14 protein-coding genes are annotated in these 15,126 nt (G+C 58.9%); 13 read left to right on the top strand and 1 reads right to left on the bottom strand.

Annotation, left to right across the window (positions count from 1 at the left end):
* The first annotated feature begins 339 nt into the window (after positions 1-339).
* The 13 genes from ACUZ79_RS00070 to ACUZ79_RS00010 all read left to right on the top strand — a co-directional run bounded on the left by ACUZ79_RS00070 (position 340) and on the right by ACUZ79_RS00010 (position 13,721).
* The gene (locus ACUZ79_RS00070) at positions 340-1,461 is read left to right on the top strand and encodes a branched-chain amino acid ABC transporter substrate-binding protein (protein ID WP_192113273.1); all 1,122 of its coding nucleotides are present in this window, start codon (positions 340-342) and stop codon (positions 1,459-1,461) included.
* Positions 1,462-1,618: 157 nt separating this feature from the next.
* Complete coding sequence (locus ACUZ79_RS00065) at positions 1,619-2,524, top strand: branched-chain amino acid ABC transporter permease (RefSeq protein WP_022659474.1); 906 nt, start codon at positions 1,619-1,621, stop codon at positions 2,522-2,524.
* Positions 2,521-3,492, top strand: a complete 972-nt coding sequence (locus tag ACUZ79_RS00060; RefSeq protein WP_240825911.1) for a branched-chain amino acid ABC transporter permease — start codon at positions 2,521-2,523, stop codon at positions 3,490-3,492. Before ACUZ79_RS00065 ends, ACUZ79_RS00060 begins: the two co-directional genes overlap by 4 nt.
* A complete protein-coding gene (locus ACUZ79_RS00055) occupies positions 3,489-4,259 on the top strand; it encodes an ABC transporter ATP-binding protein (RefSeq protein ID WP_240825913.1) in 771 nt (256 codons plus the stop codon). Before ACUZ79_RS00060 ends, ACUZ79_RS00055 begins: the two co-directional genes overlap by 4 nt.
* Before the next feature lie 3 nt (positions 4,260-4,262).
* Positions 4,263-4,973, top strand: a complete 711-nt coding sequence (locus tag ACUZ79_RS00050) for an ABC transporter ATP-binding protein (protein WP_240825915.1) — start codon at positions 4,263-4,265, stop codon at positions 4,971-4,973.
* Positions 4,974-5,166: 193 nt separating this feature from the next.
* Positions 5,167-5,433, top strand: coding sequence for a PxxKW family cysteine-rich protein (locus ACUZ79_RS00045; protein WP_022659470.1), 267 nt, complete (start codon positions 5,167-5,169; stop codon positions 5,431-5,433).
* Between the two features lie 159 nt (positions 5,434-5,592).
* Positions 5,593-6,834, top strand: a complete 1,242-nt coding sequence (locus ACUZ79_RS00040) for a M20 family metallo-hydrolase (protein WP_240825916.1) — start codon at positions 5,593-5,595, stop codon at positions 6,832-6,834.
* Positions 6,827-8,773 carry a tRNA uridine-5-carboxymethylaminomethyl(34) synthesis enzyme MnmG gene (gene mnmG, locus ACUZ79_RS00035; protein ID WP_449250317.1) on the top strand — a complete coding sequence of 649 codons (1,947 nt, stop codon included), beginning with the start codon at positions 6,827-6,829 and terminating at the stop codon, positions 8,771-8,773. Before ACUZ79_RS00040 ends, mnmG begins: the two co-directional genes overlap by 8 nt.
* A gap of 37 nt (positions 8,774-8,810) precedes the next feature.
* Entirely contained in the window at positions 8,811-9,743 is a 933-nt protein-coding gene (locus ACUZ79_RS00030) for a hypothetical protein (protein WP_449250316.1), read from the top strand.
* 115 nt (positions 9,744-9,858) lie between these two features.
* The gene (locus ACUZ79_RS00025) at positions 9,859-10,728 is read left to right on the top strand and encodes a hemolysin family protein (protein WP_022659466.1); all 870 of its coding nucleotides are present in this window, start codon (positions 9,859-9,861) and stop codon (positions 10,726-10,728) included.
* On the top strand, positions 10,725-12,335 hold the full coding sequence (gene lnt, locus ACUZ79_RS00020) for an apolipoprotein N-acyltransferase (RefSeq protein ID WP_449250315.1): 1,611 nt from the start codon (positions 10,725-10,727) through the stop codon (positions 12,333-12,335). Before ACUZ79_RS00025 ends, lnt begins: the two co-directional genes overlap by 4 nt.
* 106 nt (positions 12,336-12,441) lie before the next feature.
* A protein-coding gene (gene prfB, locus ACUZ79_RS00015) for a peptide chain release factor 2 (RefSeq protein ID WP_449250314.1) occupies positions 12,442-13,555 on the top strand; the annotation gives its coding sequence in 2 pieces (ribosomal slippage) (positions 12,442-12,516 and positions 12,518-13,555; 1,113 coding nt in all).
* The gene (locus tag ACUZ79_RS00010; RefSeq protein ID WP_449250313.1) at positions 13,539-13,721 is read left to right on the top strand and encodes a hypothetical protein; all 183 of its coding nucleotides are present in this window, start codon (positions 13,539-13,541) and stop codon (positions 13,719-13,721) included. Before prfB ends, ACUZ79_RS00010 begins: the two co-directional genes overlap by 17 nt.
* 108 nt (positions 13,722-13,829) lie before the next feature.
* On the opposite strand, the gene ACUZ79_RS00005 is transcribed toward ACUZ79_RS00010, so the two are convergent.
* The gene (locus ACUZ79_RS00005) at positions 13,830-15,020 is read right to left on the bottom strand and encodes an IS256 family transposase (RefSeq protein WP_449250312.1); all 1,191 of its coding nucleotides are present in this window, start codon (positions 15,018-15,020) and stop codon (positions 13,830-13,832) included.
* Positions 15,021-15,126 lie beyond the last annotated feature (106 nt).

The raw sequence follows: 15,126 nt of genomic DNA, 5'->3' as shown, positions 1-15,126 counted from the left end.
GAGCAAAATGCGACATATTTGTTAGTTTGCTAATAATACATGAAGAATTTGACCAATCTGAAATAATCGTGTGAGCATCGTGTTACAATCGTCCAATTTATCGTGACGACCTGAGAATATTCACACTGCTTTGCTGTATAAACCAGCCGCAAGTACTCATAGCTGATTACAACTGCCGCACAAGGCCGCATGGTTATAACGCAGCCTTATTGCCCTTGCCGGGTTGCGTCTGTTTGCGCCAATGCGCGGCCCGGCGATACTGGGGGCTTTTTCTTTCTTCATTTTTAGGGTAAGCTTGTTCGTTGCTCACAATATTTGCATACCTGACGGGGGTAGTTCATGAAAGCACTTGGTCGTTGGCTTGGGGCTCTGGCCCTTACCCTGCTTGTGCCTGTTGCGGCGCTGGCTGGTGACATCAAGGTTGGCCTTATGTGCCCGCTTACGGGCAAATGGGCTTCCGAAGGCCTGGATATGAAAAACATCGTTACCCTGCTGGTTGACGATGTGAATGCCAAGGGCGGCATCAAGGGCCGCAAGGTTCAGCTGGTTGTCGAGGACGACGCGGGCGACCCGCGCACCGCCGCTCTGGCCGCGCAGAAGCTTGCTTCCGCCGGTGTTGTGGCCGTTATCGGCACCTACGGCTCCGCCGTGACCGAGGCCAGTCAGAGCATTCTGGACGAGGCTGAACTGGTGCAGATCGGCACTGGCTCCACCAGCGTGCGCCTTACGGAAAAAGGCTTGAAGCTCTTTTTCCGCACCTGCCCGCGTGACGACGCGCAGGGCAAATCTGCCGCCGAAGCCATCAAGAAGGGCGGCTACAAGGCAGTGGCCCTGCTGCACGACAATTCTTCGTATGCCAAGGGCCTGGCGGAAGAAACCAAGGCAGTGCTTGAAAAAGACGGTATGAAAGTGGTGTTTTACGATGCTCTTACCCCCGGAGAGCGCGACTACACCGCCATTCTGACCAAGCTTAAGGCTGCCAATCCCGACCTTGTGTTCTTTACCGGTTACTACCCTGAAACCGGCATGCTGTTGCGGCAGAAAAGAGAAATGGGCTGGAACGTTCCCATGATGGGCGGCGATGCCGCAAACCATCAGGATCTGGTCAAGATCGCCGGTAACGAAGCCGCCACAGGCTATTTCTTCATCAGCCCGCCGCTGCCGCAGGATATGGACACGCCTGAAGCCAAGGAATTCCTCAAGGCCTTCAAGGCCAAGTACAATACCGTGCCTGTTTCCGTGTGGGCCGTGCTGGCTGGCGATGCTTTCAAGGTTATCGAAGGCGCGCTTGAAGCCGGCAAGGACACCCCCAAGGAAATGGCCGCATGGCTCAAGGAACTCAAGGGCATGCCCGGTCTTTCCGGCAACCTTGGTTTTGACGCCAAGGGCGACCGCGTGGGCGAGTTCTACCGCACCTACAAGGTTGACGCCACGGGCAACTTCGTTTTGCAGCCCAAGTAGTGCGGCGCGGTCATTAGCCGCGCCAATGTTGCACAGATACACGCCCGGGGCATAAACGCTCCGGCGAAAAGCGCAATCCCCTTGAGGACGCGTTCATTACGGCGGGCGACCGGTATCCCGGTCGCCCGCCAAATGCCGAGTACCAACGCCGAACATTATGGAACAATTTCTCCAACAGCTTTTGAACGGCCTGGCCGTGGGCGGCATCTACGCGCTTGTGGCGCTGGGCTACACCATGGTGTACGGCGTGCTCAAGCTCATCAACTTTGCCCACGGCGACCTGTTTACCATTGGCGCCTATCTGGGGCTTACCCTGCTTGTCAGCTGCAATATGGCAGGCGCGCTCAATCCGTTTTTGGCGGTAGCCGCCGTTTTTGTCATGGTGGCCCTGCTGGTGGCGATTATTGGCTTTTTGCTTGAGCGCACGGCATACCGCCCCCTGCGCAACGCCAATCGCCTCTCCGCCGTGGTTTCCGCCCTTGGCGCTTCCATATTTTTCCAGAACGCGGTCATGCTGATCTACGGCGCGCGCTTCTACGTGTATCCCGACTATCTGCGCCCCGACTTTACGGTGAGGATGCTCGGCCTTGAAGTGCCCGGCGTGCGGCTGCTGGTCATTGCCGCCAGCGTTGTGCTGATGCTCGGCCTCTGGGCCTTTATCCAGCGCACCCGCACAGGCGCGGCCATTCGCGCCGTGGCCATCGACCCCGGCGCTGCACAGCTTATGGGCATCAACGTTGACCGCATCATCTCGCTGGTCTTTCTTATCGGCCCCGGCCTTGGCGGCGCGGCGGGCCTGATGGTGGGCATCTATTACGGGCAGATCGACTTTACCATGGGCTGGTCGTACGGCCTCAAGGCCTTTACCGCCGCAATCCTGGGTGGCATCGGCAACATCCCCGGCGCCATGCTGGGCGGGCTTTTGCTCGGCGTTATCGAAGCCCTTGCCGCAGGCTACATAGCCATTGCCTGGAAGGACGCCATCGCCTTTCTGGTGCTCATTCTTATTCTGATTATCCGACCCACCGGCATTCTGGGCGAGCGCACGGCGGACAAACTATGAAAAAACTTCCGTGCAACTTCGCCGTGTATGCGGCTGCGGGCCTCTTTTTGTGCGCGTTGCCGCTCTTTTGCAATGCCTACTGGCTTGACGTGTGCGTGAGCATTGGCCTCTACGCCCTGCTGGCCCTTTCGCTCAACGTTATTCTGGGGCAGGCGGGCATATTCCACATGGGCCACGCCGCCTTTTTTGCCGTGGGCGCCTACACCACCGCCATTCTCAACACGGTCTGCCATTGGCCTGTACTATGGGTCATGCCGCTCTCCGGCGCGGCAGCGGCCATATTCGCCCTCATTGTGGCCCGCCCCATCATCCACCTGCGCGGCGACTATCTGCTGATCGTCACCATCGGCATTGTGGAAATTGTGCGCATTGCGCTTATCAACGATGTTTTCGGCCTCACGGGCGGCGCCAACGGCATTTTCGGCATCAGTCGGCCCATGTTTTTTGGCTTCAAGATCGTCAAGAGCATGCAGTTCTATTTTCTGGTCTGGGGCATGGTGGGCGCGAGCCTGCTGCTGTTCTACGGACTGTGGCATTCCCGCTTTGGCCGCGCGCTGAACTTCATCAAGGAAGACGACGTGGCCGCAGAAGGCTGCGGGGTCAACGTCACCCATTACAAGCTGGCGGCCTTTGTGCTGGGCGCGTTCTGGGCGGGCATGGCTGGCACGCTCTATGCCGCAAAAATGACGACCATTGCGCCGGAATCGTTTAACTTCATGGAATCCGTGATCATCTTTGCGGTGGTCATTCTTTCCGGCGGCAGCCAGCTTGGCGTGCTTATCAGCGCGTTTCTTTTCATCGGCCTGCCCGAAGTGCTGCGCGAATTTTCCAATGCGCGCATGCTCATTTTCGGCCTTGCCATGATGGTTATGATGGTCTGGCGGCCTCAGGGATTATTGCCCCCGAGGCAGCGACGCTACAAGGTGGATGTGCCGCCTGCAGCTGCCAGCGACGGGAGGCCCGCATGACCCTGCTGCGCCTTGAAGAAATGAGCAAGATGTTCGGCGGCCTGATTGCCCTGAATGATCTTACCTTTGACGTGGACGCTGGCAGCATTGTAGGCCTTATCGGCCCCAACGGCGCCGGCAAGACTACCGTGTTCAACTGCATAACCGGCAACTATACGCCGGAATCGGGCCGCATCTTTTTTGACGGCAAATCCATTGCCGGGCTGCGCCCGCACAAGGTGGTGGAACTGGGCATCGCCCGCACGTTCCAGACCATCCGCCTCTTCGGTCGCCTTTCTGTGCTGGAGAACGTGCTTGCCGGGCGGCACTGCCGCATGAAATCCGGCCTGATATCGTGCATGCTGCACACTCCGGGCCAGCGTAAGGAAGAAAGAGCCGCCGTTGCCCGCTGTATGGAAGAGCTGGAATTTGTGGGTCTTGCCGATCGCTACACCGAGGCCGCTGGCGGCCTTTCGTACGGCAACCAGCGTTTGCTTGAGGTAGCCCGCGCCCTGGCCTCCGACCCCCGCCTCGTGATTCTGGACGAGCCCGCAGGCGGCATGAACGATCAGGAGACAGCCGCTCTGGTGCATACCATCCGGGCCATCCGCGACAGGGGTATCACCGTGCTGCTCATTGAGCACGACATGCGCCTGGTGATGAAAATTTGCGAAAAACTGGTGGTGCTGGAACACGGCACCATGATTGCCCAGGGCAAGCCCGAAGACGTGCGGCAGGATCCCGCCGTCATTGAGGCCTATCTGGGCGCAGACGACGAAAAGTGGTAAGCCATGTCCCTGTTGCAATTGTCTAATGTGCGCGTGCGCTACGGCAGTGTTGAAGTACTGCACGGCATCGACCTGAGGGTGGACGAAGGCGAAATCGTCACCATTCTTGGGGCCAACGGTGCGGGCAAAAGCACCACCTTGCTGTCCATCAGCGGGCTGGTGCGCCCCTTTGAAGGCGAAATCCTTTTTGAAGGACAAAACCTGCTGCGCCTGCCGAGCCACAGGGTCGTAGGGCTTGGCATTGCCCAGTCGCCCGAAGGGCGGCGTGTTTTCGGCATCATGAGCGTTCTGGAAAATCTGCGCCTAGGGGCATTCTGCATTGAAGACAAGGCTCGCCGCGAGCGCACGCTGGAATGGATTTTTGATCTTTTTCCGCGTTTGCACGAGCGCAAGGATCAGCTCGCGGGTACGCTCTCCGGCGGCGAGCAGCAAATGCTCGCCATAGGCCGCGCCCTCATGGCCGAGCCGCGCCTCCTGCTGCTGGATGAACCATCGCTGGGCCTTGCCCCGCTGCTGGTGCGCTCCATCTTTGAAACCGTGCGGGCCATCAACAAGAAAGGCGTGACGGTGCTGCTGGTGGAACAGAACGCCCGTGCGGCGCTCAAGCTTGCCACGCGCGGCTATGTGCTTGAAGTGGGGAGCGTTGTTATGGAAGACCGGGCCGAAAACCTCCTTGCCAATGCCAGCGTACGCGAGGCTTATCTGGGCGGTTAGACCAGACGGAGCGGTTGCTTTTTTACAACAGCCCGCAGAAGAACGAGATTCACGCGCCGCAGCCCGGCTGAAAAATTTTTCACTTCTTTTACTTGACAGAAAATTGCTTTCAACTATATTTTTCCATTCCAACGCGGCGGCCATTCCGCCGTTATTTTAGCAATACGGCGCTGCTGCGCATGGAGGTTTTGCTATGACCCCTCTGGAAAAAGCCACCAAAACCGCTGAAGGCGTGGTGGTCAACGGTTTTGTTCTTTCCCCGGTGGTTGAACAGTGTTCTGGCTGTGACCGCGTGCGCGAATTTGAAGGCGAAGAGTTCTGCTCCAGCTACCCTGTCCCTGCCAAAAAGTGGACTGCTGGCCGTTGCAACTTTGCCACGCACGTGAAGGCCTCTGTTGCCGCTGCCGCCAAGGTCAACCCTTTGAAGGCGTCCAAGCGCGCCGCCAAGGGTGGCCGCTAGGCCAACCAGGCTTACATCGGTTCCGACATGCCGCTGGCGGTCAGTTTGCGATCTTATCGCTACAGGCCGGTTCAACAACGGTCATGCCGGGGCTGAAGACTTTTTCAAGGGGCTGCGCGAGCAGCCTCTTGCGCGTTGTAACGCCATACGGGAAAACCCATGTTCAAGACACTCGACACATTGTTGCGCGGGCTGGCCGGGCGGGAAGACCGCGTTGCGGAGCTTCAGGCCGTTCTTACGGCATGCCAGGCTCTTGGCCCGGACAACGGCGGCCAGGGCGAAATGGAAAAGGTGCGCTGCATCACCAACTGGCTCAAAGCCTGCGGCGTGACCGCCCTTTCACGCGTTGACGCGCCGGACCCGCGCGTTACCGATGGTCAGCGTCCCAACCTTGTGGCCCGCATCCCCGGCAAAAGCAGCCGCACCCTCTGGCTTTTCGGGCATACGGACGTGGTGCCTCCGGGCGACCTCGCAGCCTGGAGCAGCAATCCCTGGCAGGTGCGCCGCGAAGGTGATTTTCTGTACGGACGCGGCGTGGAAGATAACCAGCAGGCCATAGTCAGTATGCTGCTGCTGGCGGAAGAAGTGCTCTCTCAGGGCATTACCCCCGAGCTTTCACTTGGTCTTGTTTTCATGGCAGACGAAGAAACCGGCAGCCTTTACGGCCTGGAGCACCTGCTCAACACAGCCCCGCATTTTTTTAATCCCGACGATCTCTACATCGTGCCGGACGCCGGTTCGTCCAAGGGCGATGTCATTGAAATCGCAGAAAAAAGCCAGCTCTGGCTCAAGGTGCAGACCACGGGCATCCAGTGCCACGGCTCCACGCCGCAAAAGGGCCGCAACGCTTTTCTGGCGGGGGCGGACATGGCCCTCTCGTGCCATAATGCTCTGCGCTCCGCCTTTGCCGATGCCAACCCCCTGTTTGACCCGCCCTATTCCACCTTTGTGCCGGGCAAGCACGAAGCCAATGTCCCGAACATCAACACCGTTCCCGGCAATGATGTTTTTTACATTGACTGCCGCCTCCTGCCCCATGTGGATATGGACAACGTGCTTGCAAAAATGCGCGAAGTGGCCGCCGAAGTGGCGGAAAAGCACACGGTGCAGATACAAGTGAGCGTGGTGCAGCGGCAGGACGCCACGGCCATACCGCAAACCGGCACCGTTGTTACAGCGCTCAAGGCCGCCATCGCCCGCATTTACGGCGTTCAGGCGCAGGCCGTGGGCATAGGCGGGGCAACCGTTGCTGCTTTTTTGCGGCAAAAGGGCCTGCCCGCCGCCGTGTGGGGCTGCCTTGAAAACACCTGCCACCAACCGGACGAACGCTCCTCTATCACCGCTACCATCAAGGATTCGCAGGTGTTTGCCCACATCCTCATGAACGCAGCCCATGTCTGATTCCATATTTGACTGCATTGTCGCCGGCGGCGGCCACGCTGGCAGCGAAGCCGCCGTGGCCCTCGCCCGCATGGGGCATAGAGTGCTGCTTATCAGCGGCAACCTCGACCGGCTGGGCTACCTCTCGTGCAACCCCGCCATTGGTGGTCTGGCCAAGGGCCACATGGTGCGCGAAATTGACGCCCTTGGCGGCATGATGGGCCTGTGGGCCGATGCTGCGGGCATACAGTTTCGCGTGCTGAACATGAGCAAGGGGCCAGCGGTGCGGGCCACACGCGCCCAGATTGACCGCGAGGCCTATCAGCGCGTGCTCAAAAAAACGCTCTACAACACGGCCGGCCTGCGCATCTGGCAGGATTCCGTGGTGGACGTGACCACCAATGACGGCTGCGTCACTGGCGTGCGCACAGCCCAGGGGCTGACCTTTGCAGCGCGCCACGTGCTGCTGACAACGGGCACCTTTCTGGACGGGCGCATCCACATGGGCCTCACCAATCTGCCCGGCGGCCGCCTGGGCGATGCTCCGGCGCTGGGCCTTTCAGACAGCCTGCGCAGCCTCGGTCTGACCCTGGGGCGCCTGAAAACCGGCACCACGCCGCGCATCCTCAAATCATCCATCGACTATTCGCAGCTCGAGGAACAGCCTGGCGACACCCCGCCTCCGGGCTTCAGCTTTCACGGCCCCGGCCCAGCTCTGGAACAGGTGTCGTGCCATGTGACGTGGACAAACGAACGCGCGCACGAAATCATCCGCAGCGGCTTTGACCGCTCGCCCATGTTCACGGGCGTCATCAAGGGCACCGGGGCGCGCTACTGCCCTTCCATTGAAGACAAGGTGGCCCGTTTTCCGCACCGGGAGCGGCACCAGATTTTTCTGGAGCCTGAGGGACTCAACAGCTCAGAGGTGTACGCCAACGGCATTCCCACCAGCCTGCCCCTCGATGTGCAGCTCGATATGGTTCACGCCCTCAAAGGGCTGGAAAACGCCGTAGTGCTGCGCCCCGGTTACGCCATTGAATATGACTACGCCAACCCCATCCAGTTGCGCCCCACCCTTGAAACCAAGGCCGTGCCGGGATTGTGGCTTGCGGGGCAGATCAACGGCACGTCCGGCTACGAGGAAGCCGCAGCGCAGGGCCTGTGGGCCGCGCTGAACATCTCGTGCGCCATGCGTGGTCTTGCCCCTTTTACGCCGGGGCGTGATCAGGCCTATATGGCTGTGCTTGTTGATGATTTGGTTACGCTCGGCACTCAGGAACCCTACCGCATGTTCACCTCGCGCGCGGAGCACAGGCTGCTGCTGCGCGAAGACAATGCCGATACGCGGCTGACCCGGATTGGCCGTGAACTTGGGCTTGTGAGCGACGAACAGTGGCGCGCGTTTTGCATAAAACAGGAGGCCGCCGAACGTTTCAGGGAATATCTGTGCAAAAAGCGCATACCCGGGCACAAATTGCCCGAGGATGCACCCGAGGCGCAGTTGCCTGTGGGCAAGACTCTGGCAGAAGCCCTGAAACGCCCGGATGTTGACCTGGACTCGCTTGAAGCCATGCTGACCGCGACCCAACACGAAGCGCTGGCCGAGACCGGGGCTGATCTGGCTGCGGCCAGAGCTGCCGCCGGAACCGGCGCCTGTGAGAGCGTGCAGACAGAAATCAAGTATGAGGGCTATCTGGCACGTCAGCGTGAACTTATCGCCCGCTCGGCCAAGCTTGAGGCAACGGCCTTGCCCCCGCAACTCGATTATGCCAAAGTAGCTGGGTTATCCCATGAAGTGGTAGAAAAACTGGACAGGGTGCGCCCTTGCAGCCTCGGGCAGGCCGGACGGATATCCGGCGTAACCCCTGCGGCGGTTGCATGCCTGGAGGTTCACCTCCACAAACTTGGATTGCTGCGCCCTGAAAAATACCCCAATGGCGCTGCTGCATCCCCGCAGTGAGGGATGACGCCACACAACTGTTGACATCGGTGAATCTATGACGGGCACCCAACTTCTTATTGTTGTCGGCATTCTGCTTGCGGCGCTTTGCGCCACGCTCGTCTCGGTCAAAGGCCGGTTGCAGAGCATGCGCCACGCGGCAAAGCGTGCGGAAATCATCCGCCGCATGCTTGAGACTGCGCAGGAACAGAACGAAATATTCGACCTTAACGTTGAGGAACTCCACAACAGCAAGGGCATGGCTGGCACCCTCGCCAGGATACTTTCCACCCAGCTTGAGATGGAAGTTCTTTCCTATGTATCACGCGAGCTTGAAGGCACCCCGGTGGAAGTCTTCTTTCGCGCCACCCTGCCCGAAGGCCCTTCCTTCTTTAAATTCCAGGCACAGATTCAGCAGGTAAAGGGCGCGTACGACAAATCGCGCCTTCTCCTTTCCATGCCCAAGGATATAGACGCCGGGCAAAAGCGCCATTTCATCCGCGTTAAACCGCCCAAGGATCTGGTGCGCGTTATCGGCGTGTGGGAGATGGATCCCGCCAAACCCATGCCCCGTAACACGGCTGAAATTGGCAGGCCCCTGCTGCATTACAAATCCGGCATGGAAAACGAGCTTGTGCAGGTGGCCGACATTTCCGCCACAGGCATGGCCCTGCGCTTTCCCACCGAATCGCTGGAAGACAAGCCAGTTGACCTCGACAAAGGTTCCCAGTTACTTTGTCTCATCATCTATCAGATGAGCAAGGAAGACCGCGTGGTCACATTCTGGTGCACCTGTGACGTGCTCAATATCCGCATGCAGAAAGAACCCACCCCGGCTCTGGTTCTGGGGACAGAATTCAGCAACTGGGCGGTTCTGGAACAGGGCAAGGCCGATATCAACTGGTTCCACAGCACCCCCAAAAGCGGTGTTTCGCCCATTACCCAGTGGGTGATGCAAATGGATATCCAGCAGCGCAAGCTGACTGGCTAGGGCATATTGACAGTAAAAACGTGAAAATACGTTAGCAGGAAAATTCTGCCGTGGCGGTTGCACCGCAGGCAAACGCGCGCGGCGCGTAGTGAGTACGCCAACCTAGGAGGTTATTTTGGACGGCGGCACGGAAGGTCACAGTACCATCTGGTCGCGCCTGAGCAGACTGTTCGGGCACGACGATCAGGAATCTCTCGAAAAAGCCATTCTGGAAGCACGAGCCGACGGCGAGGTGGAACCCTACGAGGAATCCATGCTCCTTGGCATCCTGCGCTTCAACGATCTTCAGGTGCAGGACACCATGATCCCCCGCACCGATATAGACTGCGTTCCCGATGACATGCCGCTTCAGGAAGTGGCGCGCATCATTGTGCGCTCTGGTCATTCGCGCATTCCCGTATACAAGGACACCCGCGACAATATCGTGGGCATTCTCCACGCCAAGGATGTTCTCAGCAGCCTGCTGGATCAGGGGGATCACGCCCCCGCTGTTTCGCGGGTCATGCGCGAGCCTTTCTTTGTGCCCGAGACCAAGTCCATCCGCACCCTGCTGCAGGAATTTCGCGCACGCAAACAGCACATTGCCATTGCGCTTGACGAATACGGCGGCACATCCGGCCTTATTACCATCGAAGATGTGCTGGAAGAAATCGTGGGTGATATTGAAGACGAACACGATGCCCCGCGTCAGGAAGACATCCGCCCCCTCGGTGAAAACGTTTACGAACTCACAGGCCGCGCCCTGCTGGAAGACATTGAAGACTTGGGCGTTGATCTGGATTCTGACGAGGTGGACACCATCGGCGGCTACCTGAGCATGGAGGCGGGGCACGTCCCCGGCCCCGGCGAGCGCTTTACCCTGCGCGGCTGGGCCTTTACCGTACTTGAAGCTGACAGGAAGCTTATTATCCGCCTGCGCATGGAACCTGCTGACCACGCCGCGCCCGCTCCGGCCACGGAAGAGGAAGAAGCGGCAAAAGCATGAAGCTGTTCCGTCCTGAAGCGCCAGGGGCCACGCAGCGCGGCTGGGTCTTGTGCCTTGCTGCCGCACTAGGTCTGTGGCTGGGTTTTCCCAACGATCTTATCAACTTTCCTCCACTGGTGCTCCTGTGGCCTGTGGCGCTGGCATTGCTTGGCCGGGAGGCCGCAAGCCGCGCCATTGCCTTGCGCATGGGCTGGATTGGCACCATTGCGGGCGGCATGGCAGCGCTCTACTGGCTCACCCTGCCCGTACACAACGTGGGCGGCCTGCCCTGGCTGCTGGCCGTTCCCTGCGCGCTGTTCATCGTGACCTGCATTGGCAGTGCCGGCGGCCTGTTTGCCCTCGCGGCTCACATGTTCCGCCACAGGCCCGCCTGGGTGCAGGCCGTACTGCTTGGCCTCTTGTGGTATCTGCTTGAAGCAATCTATGCCCTTGCCCTGGGATTTCCCTGGCTGGACATGGCCGGGGCTTTGTCCCCCTGGCCCATACTGGTGCAGGCTGCGGACATGGTGGGCGGTTACGCCCTTACTGGAGTGTGGAGCATGGCGGCCCTGCTGTGCGGCCTTGCCTTTGCCTGCGGGCCCCGGCGCTTCTGCCCCGACCGCGCAAGCCTGATCCCCGGCCTTGTGCTCACGATTGCCCTGCTGTGCTACGGTGGCTGGCGGCTTTACGCCAACCCGATGGTCACAGAGCCTACCGGGCCGGGCAGCGTGGATGTGCTCTATGTGGAAGGCAACGTTGACCAGAACCAGAAGTGGGTTCCCGCTTTTCAGCGGCAGACTGTGGATCTGTATCTGGGCCTGACGTATCAGGGCCTTGCGCAAAAACCCGATGCCCGCCCCCTCATTGTGTGGCCGGAAACAGCCATGCCTTTCTTTTTTGAGGTTAATGCCCTGCATGCCCCGCGCATTCGCGAGCTGGCGGCCCGCAGCGGTAGCCCTCTGCTGTTTGGTGCGCCGGGCCTCGAGCGCCACCCCGGCAAAAAAGATCCCGATGTTTTCAACCGGGCCTTTTTACTGAACCCCAAGGGCGATACTGTCGGATATTACGACAAGGAACATCTGGTTCCCTTTGGCGAATATCTGCCGGAATGGCTCAATTGGGGATTTCTGGAAGCATTGCTGCAAGGGGTTGGCGTGTACCAGACTGGCACCGCTGTCGCCCCGCTGCGGCAGGACAATCTTGCTCTGGGAATGCTCATCTGCTATGAGGGAATATTCCCGTGGCTTGCCCAGAACCGCGTGGCGGATGGGGCAAATATTCTTGTAGATATCAGCAATGACGGCTGGTTTGGCAACACTCCGGCGGCACGGCAGCATCTCTACCTCACTGCCTTGCGGGCCGTGGAGCAGAACCGCTGGATATTGCGCGGCACCAACACGGGTATTTCTGTTGTGGTGGACCCGCGCGCCCGGCTGACCATGCACGGAGGCCAGTTCAAGGCTCAGGCCGTTTGGGGCAAGGCGGCGCTTGTGACTGCGCCAAGCCTGTTCCACAGTATTTCGCCCTGGCTTATGCCCGGGGCCGCCCTGGCATTTCTGGCCCTGCTGCTGCTCGGCCCCGGCGGCAGGTTTGCAAAAGATCGCGACAAAGCCGCCAGCTGTTCCTGATTTTTTGGTCTTGCGCGGTCAACGCCGCGCGCATGGGGAGGTGCATCCTCCCGGTTGCGCGGTTTTACGCCTCAGACCATTCACCTTAACCCCCATAGTATCCACAATGTTGCAACTCAGTGATCTGCGCGCCGCATGCCAGCCCCTTTCCCAACGTTTCGCCACCCTCTGGGGGCGTCTTTGACGTTGCCGCCAGCCAGAAGCGCCTGCAGGACATCGAACACGAAATTTCCCGCCCCGGCGCATGGGACAATCCCGAAGCGCTGACTCCTGTTTTGCAGGAAAAAAGGCGTCTTGAAGAAGAAATTGAGCGTCTCAGCCGCCTCAAGACCTGCCACGACGACATGAACGAATGGCTGACCCTGGCCTCTGAAAGCGAAGACCCCGAAGCTCTGGAATCCCTTGACCAGCAGAACCGCGATCTTGCCGCCCTGCTGGACGAAACAGAGCTTGTCATGCTGCTTTCCGGCGAGGAAGACAATCAGGACGCCATCCTTGAAATCCACCCCGGCGCTGGCGGCACAGAGTCGCAGGACTGGGCCGAAATGCTGCTGCGCATGTATACCCGCTGGGCCGCGCGCCACAAGTACACAGTGGAAGAGCTGGACTACCTGCCTGGCGACGAGGCGGGAGTTAAAAGCGTTACCCTGCGCATTGCCGGGCCGCATGCCTTTGGCTTTCTCAAAAGCGAGCGCGGCATCCACCGACTTATCCGTATTTCGCCTTTCGATTCATCGGGCCGCCGCCACACCTCCTTTGCATCTGTGGATGTGATCCCCGACGTGGGCAACGATATTGAGCTGGACATCAAGGAATCCGACATCCGCGTGGATATTTTCCGCTCCAGCGGCCCCGGCGGGCAGAGTGTCAACACCACAAGTTCGGCCGTGCGCGTGACCCACATTCCCACAGGTGTTACTGCCCAGTGCCAGAACGAAAAATCTCAGCACCACAACAAGGACACGGCCATGCGCGTTTTGCGCGCCCGCCTCTACAACATCGAGCTGCAAAAACGCGATGCTGAGCGGCAGGCGGAATACGCTGGCAAGGACGCCATCGCCTTTGGCAGCCAGATCCGCACATACACCTTGCAGCCCTACAGGCTGGTCAAGGATCACCGCACCGGCTCCGAAGCCGGAGATGTGGAAGGCGTTTTGAACGGTCAGATCGACCAGTTCCAACACGATTACCTGCTGCACCGCCATGAGCAACAACGCTGATTTTGACGCACTTGCCAACGAGCTGCTTGCCTTGCGGCAGGCAGACGGTACAGCTTCGCGCAGCAGCGGCGAATCTGTGCTGGTGGCTCGGCTGCTGCCGGGTTTCAACGTCAGCAGGTGGCAGGAATTTTTGGGTAGTGTCCAGAATTTTTCGCACATTTTGTAGCTGTCAGTCAGTGTGAGTTTTGGCGGTGTCTTGAGGAGCCGGCGCGGAGCCTTGCGAGCGATACCCCACAAAGATATCGCGGCTGCAAGGGGCGTGACGGCTCCGGTTCTATATCAACACTTCTTGCTTCATATTCATGTACCGTTGTGTTCCCCACTTTTGACCCGCCATATACCGCAGGCGAGCCGATACCAGCATGAGCGCTGCATGACCATCCGGAAAGCTGCCTACCACACGTGTCCGTCGGCGGATTTCCCGATTCAGGCGTTCAAGCGGGTTATTTGTCCGGATATGCCGCCAATGCGTTGAGGGAAAGGCATAATAGGAAAGTGTTTCATCGCATCCGGATTCCAAAATCCTGGCTGCTTTATCAAGGCGTAATGCCTGGAGTTTTTTCACCACCTCAATCGCTTTCTGGCGGGCGGCTTCTTTGTCTTCTTGCGCGTGGATAGCCTTGAGCATCAAGGCGACCTCCTTGGCTTTGCCGCGAGGCGTTGCGTGCAATACGTTACGGTAGAAGTGCACCACGCAACGTTGCCATTTCGCATCGGGATAAAATTCTCCAAGCGCATCCAGAAACCCAAGACTTTTGTCTGATATCATCAGGTCGACCCGCTCAAGACCGCGCTCGCGCAAATAGCGCAGGAATTGCCGCCAGCTCTCGCTGTCCTCTCGGGAGCCTTCAGCTACACCAAGAATTTCACGAAAACCGCTTGTATTCACACCGATAGCCACAAGAACAGACACGTTCTGCACTTCCCCGCCCCAGGAGCGCTTCAGCCAGATGCCGTCCACGAAAACATAAGGGTACCTTGGTTCAAGCGGACGATTGCGCCATTCTTCTACACGTTCAAAAATTTTCTGATTCAAGTCACTTATGGTACTTGGACTGACACGGCTGCCCCACAGCGCTTCTGTGATGTCTTCCACACGACGTACGGAGACGCCCGCCAGATACATTTCCACCAGCGCTTCTTCCACGGAACTTTCACGACGACGATACCGCTCGATTATCGCGGTTTCAAACGGTACATGCCGCAGCTTGGGGACCTTAAGCTGAACCGTTCCGGCTTTGGTCTGCAAATCCCGTTCATAGTGACCTGCTCGGGTGCTGGCACGTTGCGCATTACGTTCATAACGCCTGGCCTGGCATAAAGCATCCGCTTCTGCATCAAGTAGGCCGTTTAGTGTTTCCTCAACGCTCTGGCGCACTACCTCGGACACATGCGACCGCAATTCTTGCTCATCAACCTCAATAACCGGAACTTTCCTTTTCTCACGCTCACTGATAATTTTCATCTGTAGCCTTCCTTGATGGAGTGTTTTGATGGTGGTTCACCAAAACATAACCAACTTGGCGGGCTACTTCCATTTTTTAAATGTGCGAAAAATACCGTACGTTATC

The sequence above is a fragment of the Desulfovibrio faecalis genome, from assembly GCF_053570625.1.
This window is presented reverse-complemented; position numbering and strand designations above follow the sequence as displayed.

Bases quoted from the DNA above. Each gene is read 5' to 3' on its own strand.
- ACUZ79_RS00070 (WP_192113273.1), top strand. From the start codon at position 340: ATGAAAGCACTTGGTCGTTGGCTTGGGGCTCTGGCCCTTACCCTGCTT.
- ACUZ79_RS00065 (WP_022659474.1), top strand. From the start codon at position 1,619: ATGGAACAATTTCTCCAACAGCTTTTGAACGGCCTGGCCGTGGGCGGC.
- ACUZ79_RS00060 (WP_240825911.1), top strand. From the start codon at position 2,521: ATGAAAAAACTTCCGTGCAACTTCGCCGTGTATGCGGCTGCGGGCCTC.
- ACUZ79_RS00055 (WP_240825913.1), top strand. From the start codon at position 3,489: ATGACCCTGCTGCGCCTTGAAGAAATGAGCAAGATGTTCGGCGGCCTG.
- ACUZ79_RS00050 (WP_240825915.1), top strand. From the start codon at position 4,263: ATGTCCCTGTTGCAATTGTCTAATGTGCGCGTGCGCTACGGCAGTGTT.
- ACUZ79_RS00045 (WP_022659470.1), top strand. From the start codon at position 5,167: ATGACCCCTCTGGAAAAAGCCACCAAAACCGCTGAAGGCGTGGTGGTC.
- ACUZ79_RS00040 (WP_240825916.1), top strand. From the start codon at position 5,593: ATGTTCAAGACACTCGACACATTGTTGCGCGGGCTGGCCGGGCGGGAA.
- mnmG (WP_449250317.1), top strand. From the start codon at position 6,827: ATGTCTGATTCCATATTTGACTGCATTGTCGCCGGCGGCGGCCACGCT.
- ACUZ79_RS00030 (WP_449250316.1), top strand. From the start codon at position 8,811: ATGACGGGCACCCAACTTCTTATTGTTGTCGGCATTCTGCTTGCGGCG.
- lnt (WP_449250315.1), top strand. From the start codon at position 10,725: ATGAAGCTGTTCCGTCCTGAAGCGCCAGGGGCCACGCAGCGCGGCTGG.
- ACUZ79_RS00010 (WP_449250313.1), top strand. From the start codon at position 13,539: ATGAGCAACAACGCTGATTTTGACGCACTTGCCAACGAGCTGCTTGCC.
- ACUZ79_RS00005 (WP_449250312.1), bottom strand. From the start codon at position 15,020: ATGAAAATTATCAGTGAGCGTGAGAAAAGGAAAGTTCCGGTTATTGAG.